This window comes from Polaromonas sp. P1_F9, from assembly GCF_056405615.1.
Genome location: NZ_JBFUBT010000003.1, coordinates 12,895 through 35,968, shown reverse-complemented (window position 1 = coordinate 35,968; position 23,074 = coordinate 12,895). Strand labels below are relative to the sequence as shown.

At 61.9% G+C, this 23,074-nt stretch carries 21 protein-coding genes and 2 tRNA genes; 16 read left to right on the top strand and 7 right to left on the bottom strand.

Annotated features, from left to right (window positions below; genetic code table 11):
- Positions 1-3 precede the first annotated feature (3 nt).
- The 4 genes from lpxK to adk all read left to right on the top strand — a co-directional run bounded on the left by lpxK (position 4) and on the right by adk (position 2,876).
- On the top strand, positions 4-1,074 hold the full coding sequence (lpxK, locus tag AC1DYR_RS09120; protein ID WP_477704837.1) for a tetraacyldisaccharide 4'-kinase: 1,071 nt from the start codon (positions 4-6) through the stop codon (positions 1,072-1,074).
- Positions 1,055-1,237: a Trm112 family protein gene (locus AC1DYR_RS09115; RefSeq protein WP_477704836.1), complete on the top strand. Its 183-nt coding sequence runs from the start codon at positions 1,055-1,057 to the stop codon at positions 1,235-1,237. Before lpxK ends, AC1DYR_RS09115 begins: the two co-directional genes overlap by 20 nt.
- A gap of 37 nt (positions 1,238-1,274) precedes the next feature.
- On the top strand, positions 1,275-2,033 hold the full coding sequence (gene kdsB, locus AC1DYR_RS09110) for a 3-deoxy-manno-octulosonate cytidylyltransferase (protein WP_477704835.1): 759 nt from the start codon (positions 1,275-1,277) through the stop codon (positions 2,031-2,033).
- Between the two features lie 186 nt (positions 2,034-2,219).
- The gene (gene adk / locus AC1DYR_RS09105) at positions 2,220-2,876 is read left to right on the top strand and encodes an adenylate kinase (RefSeq protein WP_477704834.1); all 657 of its coding nucleotides are present in this window, start codon (positions 2,220-2,222) and stop codon (positions 2,874-2,876) included.
- Positions 2,877-2,971: 95 nt separating this feature from the next.
- Here adk and AC1DYR_RS09100 read toward each other — a convergent pair whose 3' ends face one another.
- Entirely contained in the window at positions 2,972-3,928 is a 957-nt protein-coding gene (locus AC1DYR_RS09100) for an asparaginase (protein WP_477704833.1), read from the bottom strand.
- A gap of 140 nt (positions 3,929-4,068) precedes the next feature.
- Between AC1DYR_RS09100 and lexA the strand changes: the two genes are divergently transcribed.
- Together lexA and AC1DYR_RS09090 are read left to right on the top strand one after the other, a co-directional pair.
- Complete coding sequence (lexA, locus tag AC1DYR_RS09095) at positions 4,069-4,773, top strand: transcriptional repressor LexA (protein WP_477648741.1); 705 nt, start codon at positions 4,069-4,071, stop codon at positions 4,771-4,773.
- Between the two features lie 668 nt (positions 4,774-5,441).
- Positions 5,442-6,449: a D-2-hydroxyacid dehydrogenase family protein gene (locus AC1DYR_RS09090; RefSeq protein WP_477704832.1), complete on the top strand. Its 1,008-nt coding sequence runs from the start codon at positions 5,442-5,444 to the stop codon at positions 6,447-6,449.
- A 59-nt stretch (positions 6,450-6,508) separates the two neighbouring features.
- Here the strand turns inward: AC1DYR_RS09090 and AC1DYR_RS09085 are convergent, their stop codons facing one another.
- Positions 6,509-8,644: a type IV pilus assembly protein FimV gene (locus tag AC1DYR_RS09085; protein ID WP_477704831.1), complete on the bottom strand. Its 2,136-nt coding sequence runs from the start codon at positions 8,642-8,644 to the stop codon at positions 6,509-6,511.
- Between the two features lie 56 nt (positions 8,645-8,700).
- Between AC1DYR_RS09085 and AC1DYR_RS09080 the strand changes: the two genes are divergently transcribed.
- From AC1DYR_RS09080 to AC1DYR_RS09060, 5 genes are all read left to right on the top strand, one after another.
- Positions 8,701-10,221, top strand: a complete 1,521-nt coding sequence (locus tag AC1DYR_RS09080) for a 3-hydroxyacyl-CoA dehydrogenase (protein ID WP_477704830.1) — start codon at positions 8,701-8,703, stop codon at positions 10,219-10,221.
- A gap of 147 nt (positions 10,222-10,368) precedes the next feature.
- Entirely contained in the window at positions 10,369-11,148 is a 780-nt protein-coding gene (locus AC1DYR_RS09075) for an oxepin-CoA hydrolase, alternative type (RefSeq protein WP_477704829.1), read from the top strand.
- A 125-nt stretch (positions 11,149-11,273) separates the two neighbouring features.
- Positions 11,274-11,999 carry a Crp/Fnr family transcriptional regulator gene (locus AC1DYR_RS09070; protein WP_457280750.1) on the top strand — a complete coding sequence of 242 codons (726 nt, stop codon included), beginning with the start codon at positions 11,274-11,276 and terminating at the stop codon, positions 11,997-11,999.
- A 21-nt stretch (positions 12,000-12,020) separates the two neighbouring features.
- Positions 12,021-13,112 carry a phosphotransferase gene (locus AC1DYR_RS09065; protein WP_477704828.1) on the top strand — a complete coding sequence of 364 codons (1,092 nt, stop codon included), beginning with the start codon at positions 12,021-12,023 and terminating at the stop codon, positions 13,110-13,112.
- A 49-nt stretch (positions 13,113-13,161) separates the two neighbouring features.
- Positions 13,162-14,421, top strand: a complete 1,260-nt coding sequence (locus tag AC1DYR_RS09060; RefSeq protein ID WP_477704827.1) for an acyl-CoA dehydrogenase family protein — start codon at positions 13,162-13,164, stop codon at positions 14,419-14,421.
- Positions 14,422-14,509: 88 nt separating this feature from the next.
- Here the strand turns inward: AC1DYR_RS09060 and AC1DYR_RS09055 are convergent, their stop codons facing one another.
- The gene (locus AC1DYR_RS09055) at positions 14,510-15,196 is read right to left on the bottom strand and encodes a hypothetical protein (protein ID WP_477704826.1); all 687 of its coding nucleotides are present in this window, start codon (positions 15,194-15,196) and stop codon (positions 14,510-14,512) included.
- Positions 15,197-15,252: 56 nt separating this feature from the next.
- Between AC1DYR_RS09055 and AC1DYR_RS09050 the strand changes: the two genes are divergently transcribed.
- Positions 15,253-15,957 carry a glutathione binding-like protein gene (locus AC1DYR_RS09050; protein ID WP_477704825.1) on the top strand — a complete coding sequence of 235 codons (705 nt, stop codon included), beginning with the start codon at positions 15,253-15,255 and terminating at the stop codon, positions 15,955-15,957.
- A gap of 359 nt (positions 15,958-16,316) precedes the next feature.
- Here AC1DYR_RS09050 and AC1DYR_RS09045 read toward each other — a convergent pair.
- A tRNA-Arg gene (locus tag AC1DYR_RS09045) sits at positions 16,317-16,393 on the bottom strand.
- Between the two features lie 241 nt (positions 16,394-16,634).
- Here AC1DYR_RS09045 and AC1DYR_RS09040 point away from each other — a divergent pair.
- The gene (locus AC1DYR_RS09040) at positions 16,635-17,078 is read left to right on the top strand and encodes a response regulator (RefSeq protein WP_477704824.1); all 444 of its coding nucleotides are present in this window, start codon (positions 16,635-16,637) and stop codon (positions 17,076-17,078) included.
- Between the two features lie 115 nt (positions 17,079-17,193).
- Here AC1DYR_RS09040 and AC1DYR_RS09035 read toward each other — a convergent pair.
- Positions 17,194-17,270 (bottom strand) — tRNA-Pro (locus AC1DYR_RS09035).
- A 152-nt stretch (positions 17,271-17,422) separates the two neighbouring features.
- On the opposite strand from AC1DYR_RS09035, the gene AC1DYR_RS09030 reads away from it, so the two are divergent.
- Genes AC1DYR_RS09030 through AC1DYR_RS09020 form a run of 3 tightly spaced genes read left to right on the top strand, consistent with a single transcriptional unit; the run spans position 17,423 to position 19,825 of the window.
- Positions 17,423-17,926, top strand: coding sequence for a C4-dicarboxylate ABC transporter substrate-binding protein (locus AC1DYR_RS09030; RefSeq protein WP_477704823.1), 504 nt, complete (start codon positions 17,423-17,425; stop codon positions 17,924-17,926).
- Positions 17,923-19,389 carry a TRAP transporter large permease subunit gene (locus tag AC1DYR_RS09025; protein ID WP_477704822.1) on the top strand — a complete coding sequence of 489 codons (1,467 nt, stop codon included), beginning with the start codon at positions 17,923-17,925 and terminating at the stop codon, positions 19,387-19,389. Before AC1DYR_RS09030 ends, AC1DYR_RS09025 begins: the two co-directional genes overlap by 4 nt.
- A gap of 49 nt (positions 19,390-19,438) precedes the next feature.
- Positions 19,439-19,825, top strand: a complete 387-nt coding sequence (locus tag AC1DYR_RS09020; protein WP_477704821.1) for a DUF488 domain-containing protein — start codon at positions 19,439-19,441, stop codon at positions 19,823-19,825.
- Positions 19,826-19,928: 103 nt separating this feature from the next.
- Here the strand turns inward: AC1DYR_RS09020 and boxB are convergent, their stop codons facing one another.
- Entirely contained in the window at positions 19,929-21,353 is a 1,425-nt protein-coding gene (gene boxB / locus AC1DYR_RS09015; RefSeq protein ID WP_477704820.1) for a benzoyl-CoA 2,3-epoxidase subunit BoxB, read from the bottom strand.
- A gap of 9 nt (positions 21,354-21,362) precedes the next feature.
- Entirely contained in the window at positions 21,363-23,057 is a 1,695-nt protein-coding gene (boxC, locus tag AC1DYR_RS09010; protein ID WP_477704819.1) for a 2,3-epoxybenzoyl-CoA dihydrolase, read from the bottom strand.
- Positions 23,058-23,074: the final 17 nt, after the last annotated feature.

Below are 23,074 nucleotides of genomic sequence, written 5' to 3'. Positions count from 1 at the left end.
TCCATGCAGCCTTCGCGGCGAAATGGCTGTCATCACGTGAAACAGATTTTGCAGAATGCCTGGCGCAAACGGGGTTGGCTGGCATGCCTGCTCTGGCCGCTGGCCCAGGCCTATGGCCTGGTCGTGCGGCTGCGGTGGGTGCTGTATCGCCGTCACATTCTCCGGTCCGAATATTTTGGCGTTCCGGTGATCGTGGTCGGAAACGTCATCGCCGGCGGCGCCGGAAAAACACCGCTGGTGATTGCCCTAGTGAAACATCTGCAGGCGCAACAGATACGGGTAGGGGTGGTGTCGCGAGGTTATGGACGGCACGGCACCGCCTGCCTGGAGGTGGTCCCCGGCGGATCCCCTCATCTCACAGGCGACGAGCCGGCCCTTATCAAGCGCGCAACGGGTGCGCCTGTTTTTGTTGCCGGCAAGCGCGCAGACGCCGTGCGCGCATTGCTTGCGGCATATCCGGGCACGGCTGTAGTCGTGTGTGACGACGGTCTGCAACACTACGCCCTGCAGCGCGATATCGAGATTGCCGTGTTCGACGACCGAGGTGTGGGGAACGGCTGGCTGCTACCGGCAGGCCCGTTGCGTGAGCCCTGGCCCGCACGCGAACGGGTTGGCTTGAATTTTGTGCTGCACACCGGGCAAAAACCGGCATTTGAAGGGTTTGTTTCCAACCGGAAACTGGGCAACGAAGCTTATTCCGCCCGGGACGAACCGGTCTCGCTGGCGAGCCTGCGGGGCCGGCCTCTGGCGGCACTTGCGGGCATAGCCAATCCTGAAGCATTTTTCGGAATGCTGAGGGAAACCGGCCTGACGCTGCAGGCCACAACGGCCCTGCCCGACCACCATGACTTCACCGATCAAGACCTGGAAGCGGAGGCACTCAGAGGGCGTGTGGTGCTGTGCACCGAAAAAGACGCTGTCAAGCTTTTTGCACTGCAGGGCACGTCACAAAAGGAGGTTCTGGCCGTGCCTTTGGTGTTTACGCCCGAACCAGCGTTCTTTGCCGCACTCGATGCCCGGCTGGCCCCGCTGATTTCTCCCTTACCATCAGGCCATGGACACCAAACTGCTTGAACTGCTGGTCTGCCCTGTGACCAAAGGCCCGCTCGACTACGACCAGGAAAAACAGGAACTTGTTTCCCGCAGCGCCCGCCTCGCCTACCCGGTACGCGACGGGCTTCCCGTGCTGCTGGAAAGCGAAGCGCGGACCTTGACCGACGAAGAGCTCGGCCTGTGAACGGGTCCTTGAAAAACACAGGCAAGACCCCGAAAGCATGAGCTTCACCGTCCTCATTCCGGCCAGACTGGCCTCTACACGCCTGCCCAACAAGCCGCTGGCCGACATCGGCGGCGCACCCATGGTCGTGCGTGTGGCGCAGCGCGCGATGCAGAGCACTGCCCTGCGCACCGTCGTCGCAACCGACAGCGACGAAATCATCGAAAAATGCGCGTCTTTCGGCATCGTCGCCGTGCTGACACGAGGAGACCACCCCAGCGGCAGCGACCGGCTTGCGGAAGCCTGCAGCGTGCTGGGACTCGCGGACGACGACATTGTGGTGAACGTGCAAGGTGACGAGCCGCTGATTGACCCGGCCTTGATCGACGCGGTCGCGCGCCTGCTCATCGTGCGCCCGGACTGCGCCATGAGCACGGCGGCGCATGCCATCCAGCAGCTGGCCGACCTGAACAACCCCAACGTGGTCAAGGTGGTGCTTGACGCGCGCCATACGGCCCTTTACTTCAGCCGCTCACCCATTCCGGCCGCGCGCGACTTTACCGGCAAGGCGTGGTGGGAGGCCGGCAGCAGCCTGCCCCGGCCACTCCGGCACGTCGGCATTTACGGCTACCGGGTGGGATTTCTGCGGGAGTTCCCGCGCCTTCCCCAGTCGCCACTCGAGCAACTGGAGTGCCTTGAGCAACTCCGGGCGCTGTGGCACGGCCATCGCATCGCCGTGCACATCACCGGCGACGCGCCCGGGCCGGGCGTTGACACCCCGGAAGACCTGGACCTTGCCCGCAAGCTGTTTTCCTGACCTGCCCTCCTGGCATAACGCCGGCTCGTAAGTTGCTGTCAGGGGTGCATGCTATCCTTGGGAAAAACACAAGTGTGAGGCCTGCAGGACGTGTCGGCAGCCCTCCATACCTGTCAAGCAGCCCCTGCGGAAACCGGCCGGCGGTTCGGGACTGACTTCAAGAATTCATAAAATCCGAGGACATCCATGAGACTGATTTTGTTGGGCGCGCCTGGCGCGGGCAAAGGGACGCAAGCGACCTTCATCTGCCAGAAGTACGGCATTCCCCAGATTTCCACCGGCGACATGCTTCGTGCGGCCGTCAAAGCCGGCACGCAGCTGGGCATTGAAGCCAAAAAAATCATGGACTCGGGTGCACTGGTCAGCGACGACCTGATCATCAATCTGGTCAAAGAGCGCATTGCCCAGCCCGACTGCGCCAAGGGCTTTCTGTTTGACGGCTTTCCGCGCACCATTCCGCAGGCCGACGCCATGAAGTCTGCCGGCGTCAAGCTGGATTACGTTCTTGAAATCGACGTCCCCTTCGACGCCATCATCGAGCGCATGAGCGGACGCCGTTCGCACCCCGCCTCAGGCCGTACCTATCACGTCAAGTTCAATCCGCCCAAGGTCGAAGGCAAAGACGATGTGACCGGCGAGTCGCTGATCCAGCGCGATGACGACAAGGAAGAAACCGTCCGCAAGCGCCTGGAGGTTTACAGCGCCCAGACCCGTCCGCTGGTGGAGTACTACTCCAGCTGGGCAAAGTCAGAGCCTGAACTGGCCCCAAAATACCGTGCCATCAGCGGCATGGGCGGTGTTGACGAGATCACCGCCCGGGCGTTCAAAGCGCTGGCGGGTTGAATCGAGCCTCCAGCGAATCCATCTGCATCCCAGAGCCGTCAGCCCGACGGCTTTTTTCATTCCGTTCCCGGCAGACCGGAATCGGAAGTCGGGGTTCAGCTTTGCGCCAACAGCTCAAGCATCATCGCTATCCTCGCCTTCACGGGGCTCAGCCCCTGCGAATCAGAAAACAGATCCCCCGGTGTGGGCAAGACCCGGCCATTGAGACACCTTGTCGCACAGACGACCCGCACCCCCGCAGACCGCGCACGAAGCAAGGCCGCTTCCAGCGCATGGTGCAAGGTGCCATTACCCGTGGCAGCCACCACCAGCCCCTGAATACCCTGCACCAGCAACGCGTCCACGACCGCACCACTGGCGCCGGCATGGTTCATGACAATCTCAACGCGCGGCCACTGGAACGGAATTATGGGGTTTACTATCATTTTGATAGCTGCTAGTGCTTGTTTTACATGGGCTTCAGGCCAATTTCGCATTAACCTGAGCGATCCTTCCTCCACATAGCCAATCGGCCCGGCATCACCGGAGTCAAAGGCGTCCACCTTGTAGGTATGCACTTTCTGCACGTCCAGCGCGCTGTGGATGGTTCCGGCACACACCGCAACAACACCCCTAGCCCCTGCATGACGCGCCACCGCCATGGCATCCAGCATGTTCTGGGGGCCGTCAGGCACCAGCGCCGTCGCGGGCCGCATGGCGCAGGTCAGCACCACAGGTTTATCGGGGCGGCACACCGCATGAAGGAAATATGCTGTTTCTTCCAGCGTGTCCGTTCCGTGCGTGATGACAATGCCCTGCACGTCCGGCTGGGCCAGAAAGTGACTGACGCGGCCGGCCAGCCGCACCCATACCTCGAAGCTCATGTCCTTGCTGTCGACCTGCGCGACCTGCTCGGTCATCAGGGGGCCGAACCTGGCCAAAGGCGGGACCGCCGCAACAAGTTGTTCAACGCCCACCTGGGCAGCGATATAGCCGATGTTGTCCGACGCACTCGCAGCCTGCCCGGCAATCGTGCCGCCAGTGCCCAGAATCACAATATTTTGAGGATGCATAAAACGTAAACTTGCAATCTTTTAAAAACTGGATGAAAATACAGTTACTGGATATTAAAACAGCTACGGCAACGTTGCGTACCCAAAGCCAGCAGGCAATACGCAAGCGGGCTTAAGTTGTGATTCAAGGAGCAACAGTGATGAGCACACTCGATAACTTTTCGCATTTTCCCCCTGAGGCTCCCAAGCTCACTGCGCGCCAGCAGCAAATTCTGGAATTGATCCAGAGCGCCATCGCGCGCACGGGCGCCCCGCCTACCCGTGCTGAAATCGCCGCCGAGCTTGGCTTTCGCTCTGCCAATGCCGCCGAGGAGCACTTGCAGGCGCTGGCCCGCAAAGGCGTCATCGAGCTGGTCAGCGGGACCTCACGCGGCATACGTCTGCGCAACGACGCCCTTCGCAGCCTGAACGAATCCAGAATCAAACAGTTTTCCCTGCCGTTGCAAAGCCTGGCCCAACTCGCCCTACCTCTGGTGGGGCGGGTTGCTGCTGGCAGCCCGATTCTCGCGCAGGAACATGTCGAGCAAACCTATTATTTTGAAAGCAGCCTGTTTCAGCGCCAGCCCGACTACCTGCTCAAGGTCCGCGGCATGAGCATGCGGGACGCAGGCATCATGGATGGCGACCTGCTGGCCGTCAAGCAATCCAAGGAAGCCAAGAATGGTCAGATTGTCGTGGCCCGGCTGGGTGATGAAGTGACCGTCAAGCGCTTTCGCCGCAACAAGCACCTGATCGAACTCCTGCCCGAAAACCCGGACTTTAAAACCATTGTGGTCGAGCCCGGTGAGCCTTTCGAGCTGGAAGGCCTGGCCGTCGGTCTCATTCGCAACACGATGCTGATGTAGGCCGCTCACCTGGCCGCGCACCAGGTGGCGGGCGTTTGGCCTTTGTGGTGGCCAACACCCTGGTGCGAGGCCTTCCTGGCAATTTGCCAGTCTGCAATCCTGCCTGTGTAAACCTCTCTCATACAGGAGTTCATCATGGGAATCACCAGTTTTTCATACTCACCAATGTTGTCAGTGTTGCTTGCACCCGTGCAGGCATTGGTGTCATTGTTTTTGCCGGCGCAGGGCATGGCTGGGGCAAGCCGGCTTTCCGCGCCAGCCGGCGCACAGCTCAGATCTCACCAGCTTGCGCTACCCTTTGCTTCCGGCGATTTCGCGGCAACGCGCGCCCCGACTGCGCGCGCAACCGGCGCTCTTGCCGTCCAACGCTCTGTCAAGGAGTCCCGCCCCAGCCGGCTGCGAGTTGTTCGTGAGTTTGATTCCAACGTCAGCCCTGCGTGTGCCGGCCGTATGGTGATATCCGGCCGCATGGCCGACGTCTGTGCAGAACTTGAGCGCATGAGCCAGCGGGAAGCCCCTTTGCGATAACCGGTACGGAAAACACCTGCCAAAAGTTCAGCCCTGGGCGTTTTGCGGCGCAATCTGGCGCGTTTCCTTGAGATACAAAATCCCAAGTCGGAAGTGACCCCGGCGGAAAGGAAGAAAAATCTTGCAGGCACAATATCGGCATGAATATTGTGATCCTCGACGACTACCAGGACGCGGTGCGGAAGCTGACCTGCGCGGCCAAGCTTGAAGCCTACCCCGCCAAGGTCTATACCAATACCGTTAAAGGCATCGGCCAGCTGTCCGTCCGCCTCAAGGATGCCGATGTCATCGTCCTGATCCGGGAGAGAACCCAGCTCAACCGGCAAGTTATTGAAAAGCTGCCCAAACTCAAGCTGATTGCCCAGACAGGCCGTGTCGGAAGCCATATAGATGTCGCGGCTTGCACAGAACGCGGCATCGCGGTTGCCGAGGGCATTGGGTCTCCTACGGCACCCGCGGAGCTGACCTGGGCACTGGTGATGACCGCCATGCGCCGCATTCCCCACTATGTAGCCCACTTGAAGCATGGCGCCTGGCAGCAGGCAGGGCTCAAGTCAGCCTCGATGCCACCCAACTTCGGCATTGGCTCCGTCCTCAAGGGCAAGACATTGGGGGTATGGAGCTACGGGAAGATCGGGCAAATTGTGGCCGGCTACGGCAGGGCCTTCGGCATGCGTGTCGTCATTTGGGGCCGCGACGCGTCGCTGGAGCGGGCACAGGCCGATGGCTTTGAAGTCGCAGCCAGCAAAGCCGAATTCTTTGAGCAAAGCGATGTATTGAGCCTTCACCTGCGGCTCAACGCGGAGACACGCGGCATCGTCACACTGGAAGACCTGTCGCGCATGAAAACCACGTCCCTGCTGGTGAATACGTCAAGGGCGGAGCTTATCGAACCGGAAGCGCTGATTGCATCCCTCAATCGCGGACGGCCCGGCCTGGCGGCCATTGATGTGTTTGAATCAGAGCCCATCCTGCAAGGCCATGCGCTGCTCCGTCTCGAAAATTGCATTTGCACGCCGCATATCGGCTATGTTGAACAGGACAGCTACGAGCTGTACTTTGGTGCGGCGTTTGACAATGTTGTCAACTTCATCAAGGGCACGCCTACCAATATCGTCAATCCGGGTGCCCTGCAAGTACGGCGCTGACGCAACGCGCCCAGCCTGGTCAGGTGCTCGCAAAACGGAGCCCAAGCTGAAACTTTCGCTCAAGTTTTCTGCGTCGACCCTGAAGAATCTGGAAAGTCGAGGTCAAACTCGATGAGATTGTTGGCAGCGGCTTGCGGCGGCCGCGCACCAGCGTCGATCGATGGAAACGGCGCCAGGTCCCCACCCTCACCTGCACTCAAATCAATATCAAGGCCAAGCCGGGGGGACGCGGGAGGCTGCGTCGGGTCGGTTGCACCTGCCACGGCAGGAGATGGCAAGGGCGCTACGATCTGGAACCGGGCTGACAGCGGCTGGATGCTGGTGGGTCCAAAGCCTGCGACGCTTGGGAGCGTATCCGGCATGGTCGGAATCGACGGTGCGTCCGATGGTTTGACCAGTGCTTCGGCTTCGCCGGGCGGCCGGCTAACAATCCTTTTTGCGATCGAGTGGAGGAGCAACAGCTCGCGATAGGCGGCCAGGCTGAAGACCTCTCCCCGCGAATCCGGTTTGCGGAATATGGACTCTTCAAGTACGTCGAGTACCTTGGGCGTTGGCCAGAGGGCCTCAATCCGCGAGAGGGCCTCCGTGTAATACTCCAGATCGTGCGTATTCGCCGCGTATTCGTCGAATGCCGGCACCTTGGCATTGAACATCTTGTTGAAGTCCGTACGCAACGCGTCGTAATCCTCCCGGCGTCCCAAGCTGTGATAGAGGTCAAACAGGTCGAGATAGACGAGCGCGCTTGTTTCCACGTTGTCCATGATGTGGTGGCGCAGAACATCTACGGCCTTGTCGGGCCGGCCGAGCGACAGGAAGAAATCGGCCTGTTGCTGCACATCAAACAGCTCTTCGGCATTCACAATCCGCGGCATGCTGCTGATCCCGCTCAGGCTAGGCAGAAATTCCGAAGGGAATCTGGATTCGGCAACCCTTGGGCGCGCCACGGCGCTTGAAGCCGGCGTATTTTTCGGCGCCTCGGAAAATGGTTCGCTGGGATCGAAATCAACCAGCGAATCGGGCAAAGGCCCGGCGCTCAACGATTCAGCTTCTGGAGCCCTGCGTAAATAGGCCTTCCCGGTGTTACCCGCACCCTCAGTCACATAAGGCGCGCTGTCTTCGGCAAACCCTTTGCCCCACCATGATCCCCGGCTGACACGGTTTTGTTGTCGGCTACGCATCCACAGTACCAGGATCGCCAGAAGGGAGGCGGCCAGCAAGGCGTAAAGGGCGTATACGAGCCAGTTGTTATAGCGTTCGCCGCGTGCCTGCTCAAGCTGTCCACGCATTTCCGTCACAGCTTTTTCGGTTTTCTGGCTTTGCGCGAGCATGCCGGCAACGTCGGCTTCCAGCGACTTCAGGCGCTGGTTGTCTCGCACCATGTCTTGCGGCTGGGCATTCAGCGCCTGCCACAATGCGGCGGCGGCAGCGCGCTGCTGGGCGTCTGTTGAGGGCTCCGTCAGCAGCTCCGGCGAAGACCGGAGCACAGGGTCGCGCTCGGCCGCCATATCAATGGGGTCAAGTTTCAGGCGAGAACGGGGCTTATCCGCCGGCTTGGATGCGGACTTGCCAGCCCCGCGGACAGCAGGCGTTGTCTGCGGCAACCCAACTGAAGTAGCCGATCGCAATTCACTGCCTCCGGGAGGCGGGACTTTTCCGGACCTCGCTCTTGGGGCTTTTCCCGGACTGGAGGGCGCGGAGCCTGCCTGTGCCTTTGTGGCGTTGCCGCCGGCGCCAGCAACACCAGGCATCTGCGCCACCAGAGGCGCAGTCGCCACGGCTTCTCCGCCGACAGCGGGAATCGGGCTGGTGTTTTCTCCGGCCACTTCCGCCAGCAGCACATACTTGCGCGTGTTTTTCTGCAGGCATCCTTCACGCACATAGAGTGTCACCACCGGCTCATCGACGCCGGAGCTTGTGCGGATGCGGATCAGCGCTTCACCGGAAGCGCCTTGCGACGTGATGACACGAACTTTGTCCTGGGGAACCTGGCTGTCGCCAAAAAACACATCAGCCGCCACGCAGACTGCAGACAGCCCTTCCGCGCCGTCCAGTTGCGCCGACAGGGTGACATCAAGGGGACGTCCGACAAGAGTGGCGCCGCGCATGCGCCCAAGCGACAAGGCCATGCTGTGGACGGCAACGCCCATCAGCAGAACGCCAAGGAGATATTTGACAGGCTTCTTGGCAAGTTTCATGGGGTTGGCAATTTTGACACGGGACCCTGACAAATACGGTCGGCCATAATTCAGGCATGGAAGTAAATTACACGAATGTGGGAATAGTTGGCACCGGCGCCATGGGGCGCGGCATTGCGCAGATCGCAGTGCAGGCCGGTAGCACCGTCAGGCTGATGGACGCGCAGGCAGGCGCCGCGGAAAAAGCACGCGAGGCCATTTGCGCCCAATGGGACAAGCTGGTTGAAAAAGGCCGCATCGACGCAGCCGCAGCAGCCGGGCACAAAGACCGGCTGCTGCTGGCTTCCACCCTCGCCGACCTGACGGCTTGTGACCTCATCATTGAAGCCATCGTGGAGCGGCTGGAAGTCAAGAAGACCCTGTTCTCGGAACTCGAGGCGCTGGTACCTGTGCACACCGTTCTGGCAAGCAATACCTCCTCGCTGTCCGTGACGGCCATCGCCGCAGGTCTCAAGCACCCCCAGCGCATGGCCGGTTATCACTTCTTCAACCCCGTGCCGCTGATGAAAGTCGTGGAAGTGATCGCGGGCCTGAAGACCAGCCCCGCGGTGTGCGAGGGCCTCAGCCAATACGCCCGGCAAATGGGCCACACACCAGTGCAGGCGCAAGACACGCCCGGCTTCATCGTCAATCACGCCGGCCGAGGCTACGGCACCGAAGCGCTGCGCATCGTCAGCGAAGGCGTCGCCGACTTCGCCACCATAGACCGCATCCTGCGCGACCAGGCAGGCTTCAAGCTGGGCCCTTTCGAGCTGATGGACCTGACCGGGCTCGACGTCTCCCATCCCGTGATGGAGTCAATCTACCACCAATACTACGAAGAAGCCCGCTACCGTCCCAATGTGATCACCGCGCAGCGCCTGGCCGGCGGCGTGCTGGGCCGCAAGACCGGTGAAGGCTTTTATCGTTACACCGACGGCACCATGCAAGTTCCGCCCGAGCCGGCCGTCCCTGAGGTAACCGGACTTCCGCCCGTATGGGTCTCGCCGCGTGCTTCACGCCGCTCGGAGCTGTTGCAACTGCTCAAAAACCTGGGCGCCAAAATCGAGACCGGCGCCTCCGCATCGCCGCAGGCCCTGATGCTGGTGGCGCCCCTTGGCTTTGACATCACCACCGTCGCCGTCGTGGAGCGGCTGGACCCGGCCCGCACCGTGGGCATCGACATGCTGATCGACGACGCAGCCACCAGGCGGCGCGTACTGGCGACCAATCCGGCCACCCGCACCGACATGCGCGACGCCGCCCATGCCCTCTTCGCCCGCGACGGCAAAGCGGTCAGCGTGATCCGCGACAGCGGCGGCTTTGTCACCCAGCGCGTGGTGGCCACCATCGTCAACATCGCCAGCGACATTTGCCAGCAAGGTATTTGCAGCCCGAAAGACCTTGAGACGGCCGTGACGCTGGGCCTCGGTTACCCCTTGGGCCCGCTGGCCATGGGTGACCGCTATGGCCCCACCAATGTGCTGGAAGTGCTGTTCAACATGCAGACCGTTTACGGCGACCAACGCTACCGCCCTTCCCCCTGGCTGCGGCGGCGCGGCGCCATCGGCCTGAGCCTGTTACACCAGGAGGAATAGCACCCCCTTCGGATGCTCACTTCGTGTAGCACCTTCCCCCCTTCAGGGGGCGGCGCCTGCGGCCTGGCGAAGCCAGTTCCGCGGCCCCCTCTGGCGTGAGAATCCCTTCTCGGCGACTACACACTCTTTCGTATTGGAACAACTGACATGGCAGGCGCAATCAAAGGTACGAGCGAGGGTCAGACCCTTATCCTGACGATCAGCAACCCCGAGTTCAAGAACGCGCTCGGCCCCGATATTTACGCAGCGGGCATTGAGGCGCTGAATGCCGCTGAAAACAACCCCGACATCCGCAGTGTGGTGATTACCGGCGAAGGCGCCATGTTTTGCGCCGGGGGCAACCTGCAGCGACTGGAGGCCAACCGCCGCGAGGCGCCGGAGGTGCAAGCCCAAAGCATTGAAGGCCTGCACAACTGGATCGACTCGATCCGGACTTATCCCAAGCCGGTGATCGCCGCCGTGGAAGGCGCCGCCGCCGGCGCGGGTTTTTCACTGGCGCTGGCCTGCGATTTCGTCGTTGCAGCGGACAACGCCGTGTTCGTGATGTCTTACAGCACGGTGGCGCTCTCACCTGACGGCGGCGGCAGCTGGACCCTGGCGCGCGCCTTGCCGCGTGCGCTGGCCAGCGAGCTGCTGATGGCCGGTGAACGCATAGGCGCGCGACGGCTGCATGATTTTGGCCTGGTGAATCGCGTTACGGCCCCGGGCGAGGCCCTGGCCCAGGCGCTTGAACTGGCCGACAACCTGAATGCGCGCGCACCCAACGCGCTGGCCAGCATCAAGGAACTCATCAACGACGCAGCCGGCAGCACGCTGACCGAGCAGCTCACCCGCGAACGTGATCACTTCGTGCGCAACCTGCACGACGCCAACGCGGGCGAGGGCATAGACGCCTTCCTGAACAAGCGCACGCCGCACTACCGCTAGGCGGCAGGCTGCCCGGCCACCCCTCCCAGCCTCCGGCCGGGCGACACCCATGCGACAGCCCGCTGGCGCCGGGCGGGTCCCTCAAGCGACAATGGACGTCTTGTTAGTCACTCAAAAGACAGACCATGGACGATCCCATTCTTACGATAGAGGAACGAGAGGCCATCAACAACGGCCGCTGGTTTTCATCCCTGTCCCCATCCCTGAGGCACGACATACTTCGATGCGCCTACGTCAAACGCTACAAAGACGGCGAACTCATCAGCGCCCGCGGCGATGTGCCGGAAGAATGGATCTCCTGCGCGCGGGGCGCCATCCGTGTCAGTTCGACCTCGATTTCGGGCAAGCAGGTCACGCTGACCTATGTGGAGCCGGGCCTTTGGGTCGGCGATGTGGCGATCTTCGACGGCGAGCGGCGCACCCACGACTCGTATGCGCATGGCGAGACCACGCTGCTGTGCGTTTCGCGCGCCGACCTTCGCAAGATACTGAGCCAGCATGTCGAACTCTACGAGGCCCTGCTGCGCCTGCACGCACGGCGCATACGGCAGCTCTTCGGCCTGGTGGAAGACCTCAACACCCTGCCCTTGCGGGCGCGGCTGGCCAAGCAGTTGCTGCACCTGGTGCGCAGCTACGGTGTGCCCAGCCTGGCGGACAGCGGCGAGGTGCGAATCGGCCTGCAGCTGGCACAGGAGGAACTGGCACAGCTGCTGGGCGCCTCGCGCCAGCGCGTCAACCAGGAACTCAAATCCATGGAGCGCGAAGAAGCCATCCGGATCGAGCCGGGCGGCCTGGTGGTGCGCAACCGCGCAACCCTGATGCGCATCTCTGAAGCTGAAATTGACAAATAAACAGAGACAACACGCTTTAGCATGAGCAATTTCGATCACTTTGTCGGTACACGGGCTGTTTCGGGTGCACACTCTTTTGATCTCGAAGCCCTTGCCGCTTATCTCGACAAGCACCTGCCTGGCTTCCAGGGCCCGCTGACCGCGGAAATCTTCAAAGGCGGCCAGTCCAACCCGACCTACAAGTTGATCACGCCCACCGCTTCTTATGTGATGCGCGCCAAGCCGGGACCGGTGGCCAAATTGCTGCCGTCGGCCCATGCGGTGGAGCGCGAATTCAAGGTCATGCAGGGGCTGCACGGCACCGACGTACCGGTACCCAGGATGTATTGCCTGTGCGAGGACGAGTCCGTGATCGGCCGCGCTTTCTATGTGATGGAGTTCGTTGAAGGCCGCGTGCTTTGGGACCAGTCACTTCCCGGCATGACCAACGCCCAGCGCGGCGAGATCTACGACGAGATGAACCGCGTGGTCGCCGCCCTGCACAAGGTGAAGTTTGCCGAGCGGGGCCTGGCCGACTACGGCAAGCCCGGCAACTACTTCGAGCGCCAGATCGGCCGCTGGAGCAAGCAGTACGCAGCATCCATCACCCAGCCCATCGCCGAGATGAACAGCCTGATGCAGTGGCTGCCAGCCAACATCCCGGCCAGCGCGCGCGACGACAGCATGGTCTCCATCGTGCATGGCGACTTCCGGCTGGACAACCTGCTCTTTCACCCCACCGAGCCACGCGTGCTGGCGGTGCTTGACTGGGAGCTCTCCACCCTGGGCCATCCACTGGCCGACTTCAGCTACCACTGCATGGCCTGGCACATCCCGCCTGGCGCTTTTCGCGGCATCGGCGGCCTGGACGTGGTCAGCCTGGGTATTCCCACCGAATCCGACTACATACGCCTTTACTGCGAGCGTACCGGTCTGGCCACACCCGAGGCGCTCAAGGCCGACTGGAACTTCTACATGGCCTACAACCTGTTTCGCATCGCGGCCATCCTGCAAGGCATTGCCAAGCGCGTCGAGGCCGGCACGGCCTCAAGCGCCCAGGCCGTCAGCTCGGCCGCCGGTGCGCCGCTTCTGGCCAGGATGGCCTGGGGCTTTGCGCTGAAAAGCCAGGGCTGAACGACCGCTGCCTCACAACAACATCGCCTCACATCTTTCTGGAGATTTCATGGACTTCAACTACACCCCCAAAGTACAGGAACTGCGGGCGCGCCTGCTCAAGTTCATGGACGAGCATGTTTACCCCAATGAGGCCCGCTTTTTCCGCGAAATCGCCGAGAACCGCGCCAAGGGCAATGCCTGGATCCCGACCAGGCTGGTCGAGGAGCTCAAACCCAAGGCGCGCGCCGCCGGCCTGTGGAACCTGTTTTTGCCGCACTCGCCGCGTGCCCCTGAAGGTTTGTCCAACCTCGAATACGCGCCGCTGTGCGAGATCATGGGACGCGTGCCTTTCGCGGCCGAGGTGTTCAATTGCTCGGCGCCGGACACCGGCAACATGGAAACCATCGCCCGCTACGGCTCCGAAGCCAACAAGGACCAGTGGCTGGACCCGCTGCTCAAGGGCGAGATCCGCTCGGCCTTCCTGATGACCGAACCGGAAGTCGCTTCGTCCGACGCCACCAACATCCAGTGCCGCATCGAGCGCGACGGCGACAACTACGTGCTCAACGGCCTCAAGTGGTGGTCGTCCGGCGCGGGCGATCCGCGCTGTGCCATCTACATCGTCATGGGCAAAACCAACCCTGACGCCGGCCGCCACGAACAGCAGTCCATGATCCTGGTGCCGGCCAACACGCCCGGCATCAAAGTCATCCGCCCGCTGTCGGTCTTTGGTTATGACGATGCCCCGCACGGCCACATGGAAGTGCGCCTGACCAACGTGCGCGTGCCCGCCGCCAACCTGCTGCTGGGCGAAGGCCGTGGTTTTGAAATCGCCCAGGGGCGCCTCGGCCCGGGGCGCATCCACCACTGCATGCGCAGCATCGGCATTGCCGAGCGCGCGCTGGAGCTGATGTGCAAGCGCCTCAATACCCGCGTCGCCTTCGGCAAACCCATTGCCAGCCAGTCCGTCTGGCACGAACGCATCGCCGAGGCCCGCTGCATGATTGAGCAGGCCCGCCTGCTTACGCTGAAAGCCGCCTACATGATGGACACGGTGGGCAACAAGGTCGCCAAGGCCGAGATCGCGATGATCAAGGTGGTGGCACCCAACATGGCTTGCCAGATCATCGACTGGGCCATCCAGGCCCACGGCGGCGGCGGCGTGTCAGACGACTTCCCGCTGGCTTACGCCTACGCCAGCCAGCGCACCCTGCGCCTGGCCGACGGCCCGGACGAGGTTCATCGTGCTTCTCTGGCCAAGCTCGAGCTCGCCAAGCACTTGCTGATGCCCGGCGAAGTCGAGATGCCTGTGACGCGAGGCAGCTGAGGTGCTCGACATTCGCTATTAAATTGATAGCTGCCCGCGCACGGTATATAAGAGGGAACGGCCAAATTCGCCCTTAAAAATGCCAAAATCAGAGCGTGATGTCGTTGGACAGGCCTGCAATGGCCGATTCGCAGGCGCTCGTGAAAATCTGGGCCGCATGTTCCAGCGTCGGCATGTCGGCGGGGGTGTATTGCATGCGCAGGTAGGCCTTGCCTCGCAGAATCATCAGGATAAAAGGCACTTGCGCATCTGGTGATGGCTCCGGCCAGTTCATCAGCAATTCGACCAGGTGGGGGTCCAGCCAGGCCTGCGCATGCACGCGCTGGTCTGCCATGACTGCGTAGCGCTGCCAGAACGGCTTGGGCAGGCTTTCCCAACCTACTTCCGAATACATGGCCAGCCAGCGCACCTCTTCCGGCATGCTCAGGTCTGCGGTGGTCTGCAGGGTGTCGGTATAGGCCTGGTAAGCACGTTTTTCAAGTGAATCCTTCAGTGCCCGGTTCATGACCAGCACCGTGACGTCGTCGTTGACCTTGATCTCACCGCGGGCGCGGAGTTCTTCGCCGCGGATGTAGTCGCGCGAGGCCCGGCCACGCTCCATCTTCCAGGGTTTGCCTCTCACGGAACCTTTCAGGGCAAAACCCTTGCCTTCCCCCAGGCCGGTATAAGAAAAGCCGCGGGTGCCGGCCCACTCGGACACGGCATCGTCGGAGGCGCCGGCGTCGCCCGCATCCCCCTTACCCCCGACAAAGACTTTCTTCAACCGCTCAAACATGGTTTTGGCTTTTCTCGTAAAGTGCAGCAACCTCATGTTAGTCCAAGGAAGCGCCAATGATCAATGTTTACTCCTGGCCCACACCGAACGGCCACAAGGTCCACATCATGCTGGAGGAATGCGGACTGCAGCTGGACCGGGACTGGCGGGCGATTCCGGTCAATATCGGCACCGGCGACCAGTTCAAACCCGAATTTCTGGCTATCAGCCCGAATAACAAGATTCCGGCGCTGGTCGACCCGGTCGGCCCCGACGGCAAGCCGATCCCGGTGTTTGAATCCGGCGCCATCCTGCTGTACCTGGCCGCAAAAACCGGCCAGTTTTTGCCAAAAAGCGACCGCCTCAAATTTCAGGTGCTGCAGTGGCTGATGTTCCAGATGGGCGGCGTCGGCCCCATGATTGGGCAGACCCACCATTTCCGGCAGTACGCGCCGGAGAAAATCGACTACGCCATCAACCGCTACACGAATGAAACGAAGCGGCTTTACGGCGTGATGGACAAGCAGCTTTCCACCCACAAGTTCATCGCCTGCGATGAATACACCATCGCCGACATCGCCATCTTCCCCTGGCTGCGCAATTGGCAAAACCACGGCATCGACTGGGCCGATTACCCTCACCTGAAGAAATGGTTTGACCTGATCAGCGAGCGTCCCGCCGTGCAACGCGGCGTAGCAGTTCTGGCCGACTTGCGCCGGCCCATCACCGATGACAAGGCGCGCGAAGTCCTGTTTGGCAAGACGCAGTACGAAAAGCGTTGAGTCAGACGGCGATCCGATACCAGGAGCGTTGTCCCCCGATTTGGGATCAGATCGCGTAGCGAGAACGCGTCAGCAAGTCCGAGCCGCACCGGAAGAACCGGAACGGTAAGTGAGGATAAAAGCACATCGAGCTGACGCCCAGACAAGAAAATCGGCCGATAGCAAGCGTAGCGAGGACCCGTCAGCAAGCCAAACCGTACCGCAGCGTTGCCCCCAAATTTGGGATCAGATCGCGTAGCGAGAACGCGTCAGCAAGTCCGAGCCGCACCGGAAGAACCGGAACGTACTTCAGGTACGTGAGGATTCTGAGGAGCGCATCGGGCTTGATCACGCGTTCGCAGTAGCGAGATGGCCCAAATTGGCCTGCCCGGAGGGGATCGAACCCCCGACCCTCAGCTTAGAAGGCTGATGCTCTATCCAACTGAGCTACGGGCAGTCTGTATGTGTGTGTCAGCGCGGCGGAGCCGCAAACTTGTGAACTGCAGGATTCAGTTCGTCGCGAATCATACCTTCAAACGCCTGCCTGACGCCCCAGACAACAGGGTCGAACGTGTCCGGCGCGCAGTGATTCGGACACGGCGGTTTGTTGTGGTTCTCACACACCGCAATGACTCACCTATGGCCGGCTCCCTGTCAGGGGTATATTGTCTACACGAAAGAAACGCAAAGGCACGCACATGACCCGACCAATCCTGCTGCTGGTGGAAGACAACCCTGCCCATGTCGAGCTCACCATGGTGACGTTGCAGGAAAACGGTGCGGACCATGAAATCATCGTTGCCCGCGACGGCACGGAAGCCCTGGAATACCTTTTCTGCGAAGGGGCCTACAGCAACCGGCCCAACGACCATCCACCCGAACTCGTCATGCTGGATCTGAATTTGCCCGGCCTCAGCGGGATGGAAGTCATGCAGCGCATGCGGGCCGACCCGCGCACCTTCTTTGTACCCGTCATCCTCCTGACATCCGAATCCAAATACTCCCCGGTGGTGAAAGAGCTCCAGGGCGGGCTCAACAGCTACGTGCGCAAGCCGCTGCACTTTCGGGATTTTCAGGAAAAACTGGAACAGGTGCGCGAATACTGGCGCACATCCAACTTTGGGTCCTTGCTCAAGCCCTGAAAACGCCGCCGCTGGCGGGACTGAGGCCCGAAGGCTGCCAAAGCCGGATTAGCGAGGCGCCCCAACAAACAGGCGTGAAAAAGCCCACCTAAGTGGGCTTTTTGCTTGAGATTTTTGGTCGGAGTACAAGGATTCGAACCTTGGACCCCCTGGTCCCAAACCAGGTGCGCTACCAGACTGCGCCACACTCCGACTAGTCAAATATTATAGCCTGAACCCGCTACACTTTCCCGCAACCCTCCTCATTTTTTCCATTCACTGGATTACCCAATGAAACTTCGCCTCGCTGCCCAGCCTGATCCGCACCGGCCCGAGGGGAAGGCTGGCGGCAACCTTGCCGCCGCATGATGATGCGGGCCGCCGCCGGGGCCGTGTCCTGGATCGACAAGAGTCTGACACGCATGACGGCAGTATTCGGGCTGCTGGTGCTGCCGCTGGCGGCACTGCTGCTGGCCCAATGGCCGCTGCGCGAACTCGTCCAGGCCTACTCACGCCAGGCCAATGATGCGGCGCAGGTGCTGTTCGCACTGTATGTCGCTGTGGCTGTGACCGCGGCCTCCAGAAGCCATACCCACCTCGCCTCCTTGCAGCCGCACCCCTGCGGCGCACCTCGCCCGCGCTGGCATGCCTGGGCGCTGCTGGCCTGCGTCGCGCCCTGGGCGCTGTTCATGCTCTGGGCCGGCTGGCCGCTGCTGGTGGCTTCCGTGGCCACTTTCGAGCGATTCGGTGAAACACTCAGCCCGGGTTACTTCGTGATCAAGCTCGCCATGGTATTGATGCTCCTGCTGGTGCTGGCGGAAGGCCTTCTGGAACTCCTGCCGCACGGCCGCGCGCCGGGCTCGCCATGAGTTTCACCGGCCCCCTCGCGGGCTTGTGGATGCTGGTGGCGCTGGGCGTGCTGATTCTGGCCACCGGCCTGCCGGTCTGGGCCTTGCTGATCGGCGTGTCCAGCCTGTTCGCGATGCTGGGCCTGGCCGCAGGCGCTTTTGACCTCCAGATCTTGCAGGCCTTGCCCGTGCGAACACTGGGCCTGCTGGAAAACGATTTGCTGCAGGCCATGCCGCTGTATGTCTTCATGGGCGTGTTGCTGCAGCGCCTGACAGTGGCCGACGCCCTGTTCTCGGCCTTGCTGCGGCTGTTCCGGCCCCTGGCCGGCGCGCACGCCCTCTCAGCCCTGAGTGTCGGCGCCATTATCGCGCCCATGAACGGCTCGGTCGCTTCCAGCTCGGCCCTGCTTTCGCGCCTGGTGGCACCGCGCATGGCGCACCTGGACACCGCGCAGGCCATCTCCATCATCAGTGTGGCCGCCACCATAGGCGTGGTGGTGCCGCCTTCTCTGGTCTTGCTGCTGCTGGGCGATGCCATGATGCTGGCGCACCTGGAAGCCAGCCGGCTGCCGGGCTACCTGCAGGCCGGCCAGCGCATCATCAACACCCAGGACGTGATGCATGCCGCGCTGTTGCCCGCCCTGTGCGTGCTGGCGCTCTGGGCCCTGGTGGCCTGGCTCCGGGCGCGAAAGCTTCAGGAAAAGCCGCAGCACACCCTGCTCAGCCGTGCGCAGGCGGCAGTCGCCCTGCTCGCGGGTGGCACCATCGTGCTGCTGCTGGCCGGCGTCTTTACCGGCAAGCTCTATGCGGTGGAAGCGGCCGCCACCGGTGCCATGCTGCTGGTCGCAGCCGCTCTCGCGGGCCGCTCGATTTCGGCGGCAGGCTGGCGGGCAGTGCTGGCCGACACGCTCAAGCTCAGCGGCGCCCTGTTTGCGCTCCTGGTGGGCGCCACCACCTTCAGCTTGGTGTTTCGCGTGTTCGGCACCGACCGCTGGCTCAACGGCCTGCTGCTGGGCTCCACCCTGCCGCCGGGCGTGACGGCGGCCCTGGTACTGCTGCTGGTGGCCTCGTGCGCCTGGGTGCTGGATGCGTTCGAGATGATTTTTGTCATCGTGCCCATCGTCGCGCCGGCGCTGATCGCGCGCCTGGGCGATGCACAGCAGGCGGCGGTGTTGCTGCTGCTGGTGCTGCAGCTGAGTTTCCTGATTCCACCCATGGGCTATGCCGTACTGATGGCCCGGGCTCGCTCGGGCCTGCCAGCCATTTCAAGCCGGCGTCTGCTGGGCGCGCTGTGGCCCATGCTGCTGGCGCAGGTGACGCTCACGGTGGTGGTATTCGCCTTTCCAGCCACGGTGCATTGGCTGGACACGACGGCCCCCACGCCTTCTGAGCAAGCGCCAATGGCCGAAGATGAAATCGCGCGCCAGATGCGGGAGATGTCGAGCGTTGAACCTCCTGAGCCAGGCACCGCCGCCGCGCCCTGAGTCGTTCCAGAACAGGGTTCTTGAACCGTTCGCCAAAAAGGAGACCGTAATGAGCGTCAGGATCGTCAGGCTGGGCACAGCGCGAAGTGCCAACGAAGGTTTGCGCATAGGCACGGTGCGAAGGCCGCCGCGCGGCGTGCCAAAAACCGAGTTCGCCTCGCAGGACTGGTATGACGTCTGGTACCCCAGCCTCGCACCCAGCGTGGAAACCATGAAGTTGGGCCAGAGCGTGGAGTCCGACAAGGACTGGGCCGCCTTCAGCAAGAAATACCGGGCTGAAATGAACGAACCCGATGCCAGCCGCAATCTGGACCTGCTGGCGGCGCTGTCACACCAGACGAATTTCGCCATGGGCTGCTACTGCGAGAACGAGGCGCGCTGCCATCGCTCGCTACTGCGGGACTTACTCAAAGAACGCGGCGCAAAGATTGGTTAGCCCCCACGGTTGCTCACTGCGTGTAGCGCCCTGCCCCCGAGGGGGCCGCTGCGCCTGCGGTCTGGCAAAGCCAGTCCCGCGGCCCTGACTGGCTTAATCCCCCCTAGAGTTTGACGTATTCGTACTCCAAGGGGTTGGCATTAATGCCGCGATCCGGTGGTGCGATCCACGCTGCCATCTTGCCGGGTTCGGTGACACGGTTCATCAGGCTTTTGACAAATGCCGTGTCGGCCGGCGTGGGCAGCCACTGGTCTTTTTTTGCTTCGAAATCGGCGGCGCTGATCGGGTTGCCCAGCGGGTCGGTGAAGTTGCCGGCCCAGGCGCCGACCGCGCGGCGAAAACGTGTGGACGGCAGGGTCAACTCAAAATCCACACCCGCGCGCTTGATGCCCATGTTCCAGCGCGTCACGCCGACGTTGCAGTCCTTGACGTACTCGAGGCGCGTGATCTCGTTCATGCCGTTGCGGGTTGAAATCGTCTCGTTTTTAATACCGCCCTGCCCGTTCGGCACGATGATGCTCATCTCGGTTTCCAGCTCGACGTGGTCTGCGAACTTGGCTTCGTCCGGCCGGCCCTTGATGCCGTTGCTGAAGTAGTTGGCGGCGTTCGACGACGCTTCCGAGCCGAACAGATCCAACGACGACGTGAACCAGAAGTTCATGAATTTCTGCACCGTGGGCAGGTCGATTACGCCGGCTTTGCGCAGTGTGGCGACGTCGTCGGTGTCCAGCTCTTTCATCACCTCCAGCGTGCGCTTGATGACACGGCCAACGCCGGTCTCACCCACAAACATGTGGTGGGCTTCCTCGGTCAGCATGAAGCGCGTGGTACGCGCCAGCGGGTCAAAGGCGGATTCCGCGAACGACTTGAGCTGGAACTTGCCGTCGCGGTCGGTGAAGTAGGTGAACATGAAGAAGGACAACCAGTTGTCCATGGGCTCATTAAAGGTGCCCAGGATGCGCGGCTTGTCAGCGTCTCCGCTGTGGCGCATCAACAGCTCTTCAGCTTCTTCGCGGCCGTCGCGGCCAAAGTGCGCGTGCAACAGATACACCATGGCCCAGAGGTGGCGGCCTTCCTCAACGTTGACCTGAAACAGGTTGCGCAGGTCGTACAGAGAAGGCGCGGTGTGGCCCAACAGGCGCTGCTGCTCGACCGAGGCCGGTTCAGTGTCGCCTTGCGTCACGATCAGGCGGCGGAAGGTGGAGCGGTATTCGCCAGGCACATCCTGCCAGACCTCTTCACCCATGTGGTCACCAAAGCCAATCTTGCGGCCCTCTTCCTTGTCAGCCAAAAAGATGCCCCAACGGTAGTCGGGCATGGGCGTGTAGCCGTAGCTGGCCCAGCCGGAGGCATCCACGCCGACAGCAGTGCGCAAATAAACTTCCTTGGCCTTGAAGTCGCTGGGTCCCATCTCGTCCCACCAGTTCAGGAAGGCCGGCTGCCAGTGCTCCAGCGCGCGCTGCAGCTGGCGGTTTTCACCGAGGTGAACGTTGTTGGGGATGAGGGCTTGGAGGTCTATAGAGCTCATGGCGATTCCTTAAATCCGTTTCCAATCGAACTTGGCCTTTTTGCCAGTTCCAAATAATTTCAGCGCACCGTCCTCGCCCACCGCGTTGGGTCGAATAAATATCCAGTTCTGCCATGCGGACAGGCGCCCGAAAATACGCGTCTCCATCGTCTCCTTGCCCGGAAAACGCAGCGAAGCTTCCATGCCGGTCATGGCGTCGGGCGAAAGCGAAGCACGCTCTTCCAGCATGATGCGGATCTCGTCTTCCCAGTCGATGTCATCGGGGGTCAAGGTGACGAGGCCCAGCGCCAGCGCCTGATCAGCGCGCAGCGGGCTGTCGCCGAGTTTTTGCAACTGTGCAATGGTGGCATCGTCTTCGCAGAATCGGGTCTGCAGACGCGTCAGGCCATTGACGGCGGGGAACCAGCCGAAGTTGGCCGGGCTCAGTTGCAGCGCAGGCGCGGCGTCCGGTGAATCGGGCAAGTCCAGCATGTAGATGCGGTCGCAGGCCAGGGCCAGCTCGTAGAAAGTGCCGGCAAAGCATGAACCCGCATCGACCAGCGCAATCAGCGAACGGCTGGTGACGTCCAGCCGGGCCAGGGTGCGGCGCAGCGCGCCCGTGGTTTCCTTGACCAGCCAGTGGTCCTTCAGTTTGGCCAGTGTTTCGTCCATGCGGATCACCTGGCCGGCATCGCCTGTGGTCTTGATGACCCAGGTGCCGACTTCCAGTTCGTTGGTGCGCAAGTTGAGGATGGCGTCGTCCAGTTCGCGCTGCAGCTTGAGCGGGTACCAGTTGGCACCGGCCGCCTCAATGGCTTCCGGCGTGGATTCAATGGCAGAAGCAGGTGCCTTCACCGTGACGGTGGCAATGCGCTTTTCGCGGTCGACCTGCGCGTTAACCAGGCTGTAGTGATAGCCGGCGTCATCAATAACGGCTTTCAGCGGGGTGAGTTCGATACCTTTTGAGGCTGCAGCCCTTGCGGACTGTGCGCGAAGCGCTTCAATTTCTGTAGCAAGCAGATCGCCAAACTGCTGCGGCTTGGCATGCGCGTCGATCAGCTTCCAGTCCTTGGCGCGGTCGGCACGCACACCTTCGGAGGTCGTGCAAAAAATGTCGGCCAGGTCGCGGCGCACCTTGCGCTTGTCGGTGACGCGGGTCAGGCCGCCCGTGCCTGGCAACACGCCCAGCAAGGGCACTTCCGGCAGGCTGACGGTGGAAGAGCGGTCATCCACCATGATGATGCGGTCGCAGGCCAGGGCCAGCTCGTAGCCGCCGCCGGCGCAAGCGCCGGTCACGGAGGCAATCGCCTTGAGGCCGTCATGGCGCGAGGAGTCTTCCAGGCCGTTGCGGGTTTCGTTGGTGAACTTGCAGAAGTTGACCTTCCAGCCGTGCGTCGACAGGCCCAACATGTAGATGTTGGCGCCCGAGCACCAGATCTTTTCCTTGCCCGACTCGAACACCACCACCTTGACGGCCGGGTGCTCAAAGCGCACGCGATTGATCGCGTCGTGCAGTTCGATGTCCACGCCCAGGTCGTAGCTGTTGAGCTTGAGCTTGTAGCCGGGCTTGATGCCGCCGTCTTCGTTGATGTCCAGCTTCAGGCGTGCGACGTCGCCCTCCACACTCAGCGTCCAGTGCTGGTATTTGCTGGGGTGGGTGGAGAAACTCACGAGCTCGCGCTCCTGGCCTTCGATGACCTGTTTAAATAAAAGCGGTTCTGTCATGGCGTTCATAGGGGTGT

What these genes read in the sequence shown, in the direction of transcription:
- lpxK (WP_477704837.1), top strand. Translation starts at nt 4, where the DNA reads ATGCAGCCTTCGCGGCGAAATGGCTGTCATCACGTGAAACAGATTTTG.
- AC1DYR_RS09115 (WP_477704836.1), top strand. Translation starts at nt 1,055, where the DNA reads ATGGACACCAAACTGCTTGAACTGCTGGTCTGCCCTGTGACCAAAGGC.
- kdsB (WP_477704835.1), top strand. Translation starts at nt 1,275, where the DNA reads ATGAGCTTCACCGTCCTCATTCCGGCCAGACTGGCCTCTACACGCCTG.
- adk (WP_477704834.1), top strand. Translation starts at nt 2,220, where the DNA reads ATGAGACTGATTTTGTTGGGCGCGCCTGGCGCGGGCAAAGGGACGCAA.
- AC1DYR_RS09100 (WP_477704833.1), bottom strand. Translation starts at nt 3,928, where the DNA reads ATGCATCCTCAAAATATTGTGATTCTGGGCACTGGCGGCACGATTGCC.
- lexA (WP_477648741.1), top strand. Translation starts at nt 4,069, where the DNA reads ATGAGCACACTCGATAACTTTTCGCATTTTCCCCCTGAGGCTCCCAAG.
- AC1DYR_RS09090 (WP_477704832.1), top strand. Translation starts at nt 5,442, where the DNA reads ATGAATATTGTGATCCTCGACGACTACCAGGACGCGGTGCGGAAGCTG.
- AC1DYR_RS09085 (WP_477704831.1), bottom strand. Translation starts at nt 8,644, where the DNA reads ATGAAACTTGCCAAGAAGCCTGTCAAATATCTCCTTGGCGTTCTGCTG.
- AC1DYR_RS09080 (WP_477704830.1), top strand. Translation starts at nt 8,701, where the DNA reads ATGGAAGTAAATTACACGAATGTGGGAATAGTTGGCACCGGCGCCATG.
- AC1DYR_RS09075 (WP_477704829.1), top strand. Translation starts at nt 10,369, where the DNA reads ATGGCAGGCGCAATCAAAGGTACGAGCGAGGGTCAGACCCTTATCCTG.
- AC1DYR_RS09070 (WP_457280750.1), top strand. Translation starts at nt 11,274, where the DNA reads ATGGACGATCCCATTCTTACGATAGAGGAACGAGAGGCCATCAACAAC.
- AC1DYR_RS09065 (WP_477704828.1), top strand. Translation starts at nt 12,021, where the DNA reads ATGAGCAATTTCGATCACTTTGTCGGTACACGGGCTGTTTCGGGTGCA.
- AC1DYR_RS09060 (WP_477704827.1), top strand. Translation starts at nt 13,162, where the DNA reads ATGGACTTCAACTACACCCCCAAAGTACAGGAACTGCGGGCGCGCCTG.
- AC1DYR_RS09055 (WP_477704826.1), bottom strand. Translation starts at nt 15,196, where the DNA reads ATGTTTGAGCGGTTGAAGAAAGTCTTTGTCGGGGGTAAGGGGGATGCG.
- AC1DYR_RS09050 (WP_477704825.1), top strand. Translation starts at nt 15,253, where the DNA reads ATGATCAATGTTTACTCCTGGCCCACACCGAACGGCCACAAGGTCCAC.
- AC1DYR_RS09040 (WP_477704824.1), top strand. Translation starts at nt 16,635, where the DNA reads ATGACCCGACCAATCCTGCTGCTGGTGGAAGACAACCCTGCCCATGTC.
- AC1DYR_RS09030 (WP_477704823.1), top strand. Translation starts at nt 17,423, where the DNA reads ATGATGATGCGGGCCGCCGCCGGGGCCGTGTCCTGGATCGACAAGAGT.
- AC1DYR_RS09025 (WP_477704822.1), top strand. Translation starts at nt 17,923, where the DNA reads ATGAGTTTCACCGGCCCCCTCGCGGGCTTGTGGATGCTGGTGGCGCTG.
- AC1DYR_RS09020 (WP_477704821.1), top strand. Translation starts at nt 19,439, where the DNA reads ATGAGCGTCAGGATCGTCAGGCTGGGCACAGCGCGAAGTGCCAACGAA.
- boxB (WP_477704820.1), bottom strand. Translation starts at nt 21,353, where the DNA reads ATGAGCTCTATAGACCTCCAAGCCCTCATCCCCAACAACGTTCACCTC.
- boxC (WP_477704819.1), bottom strand. Translation starts at nt 23,057, where the DNA reads ATGACAGAACCGCTTTTATTTAAACAGGTCATCGAAGGCCAGGAGCGC.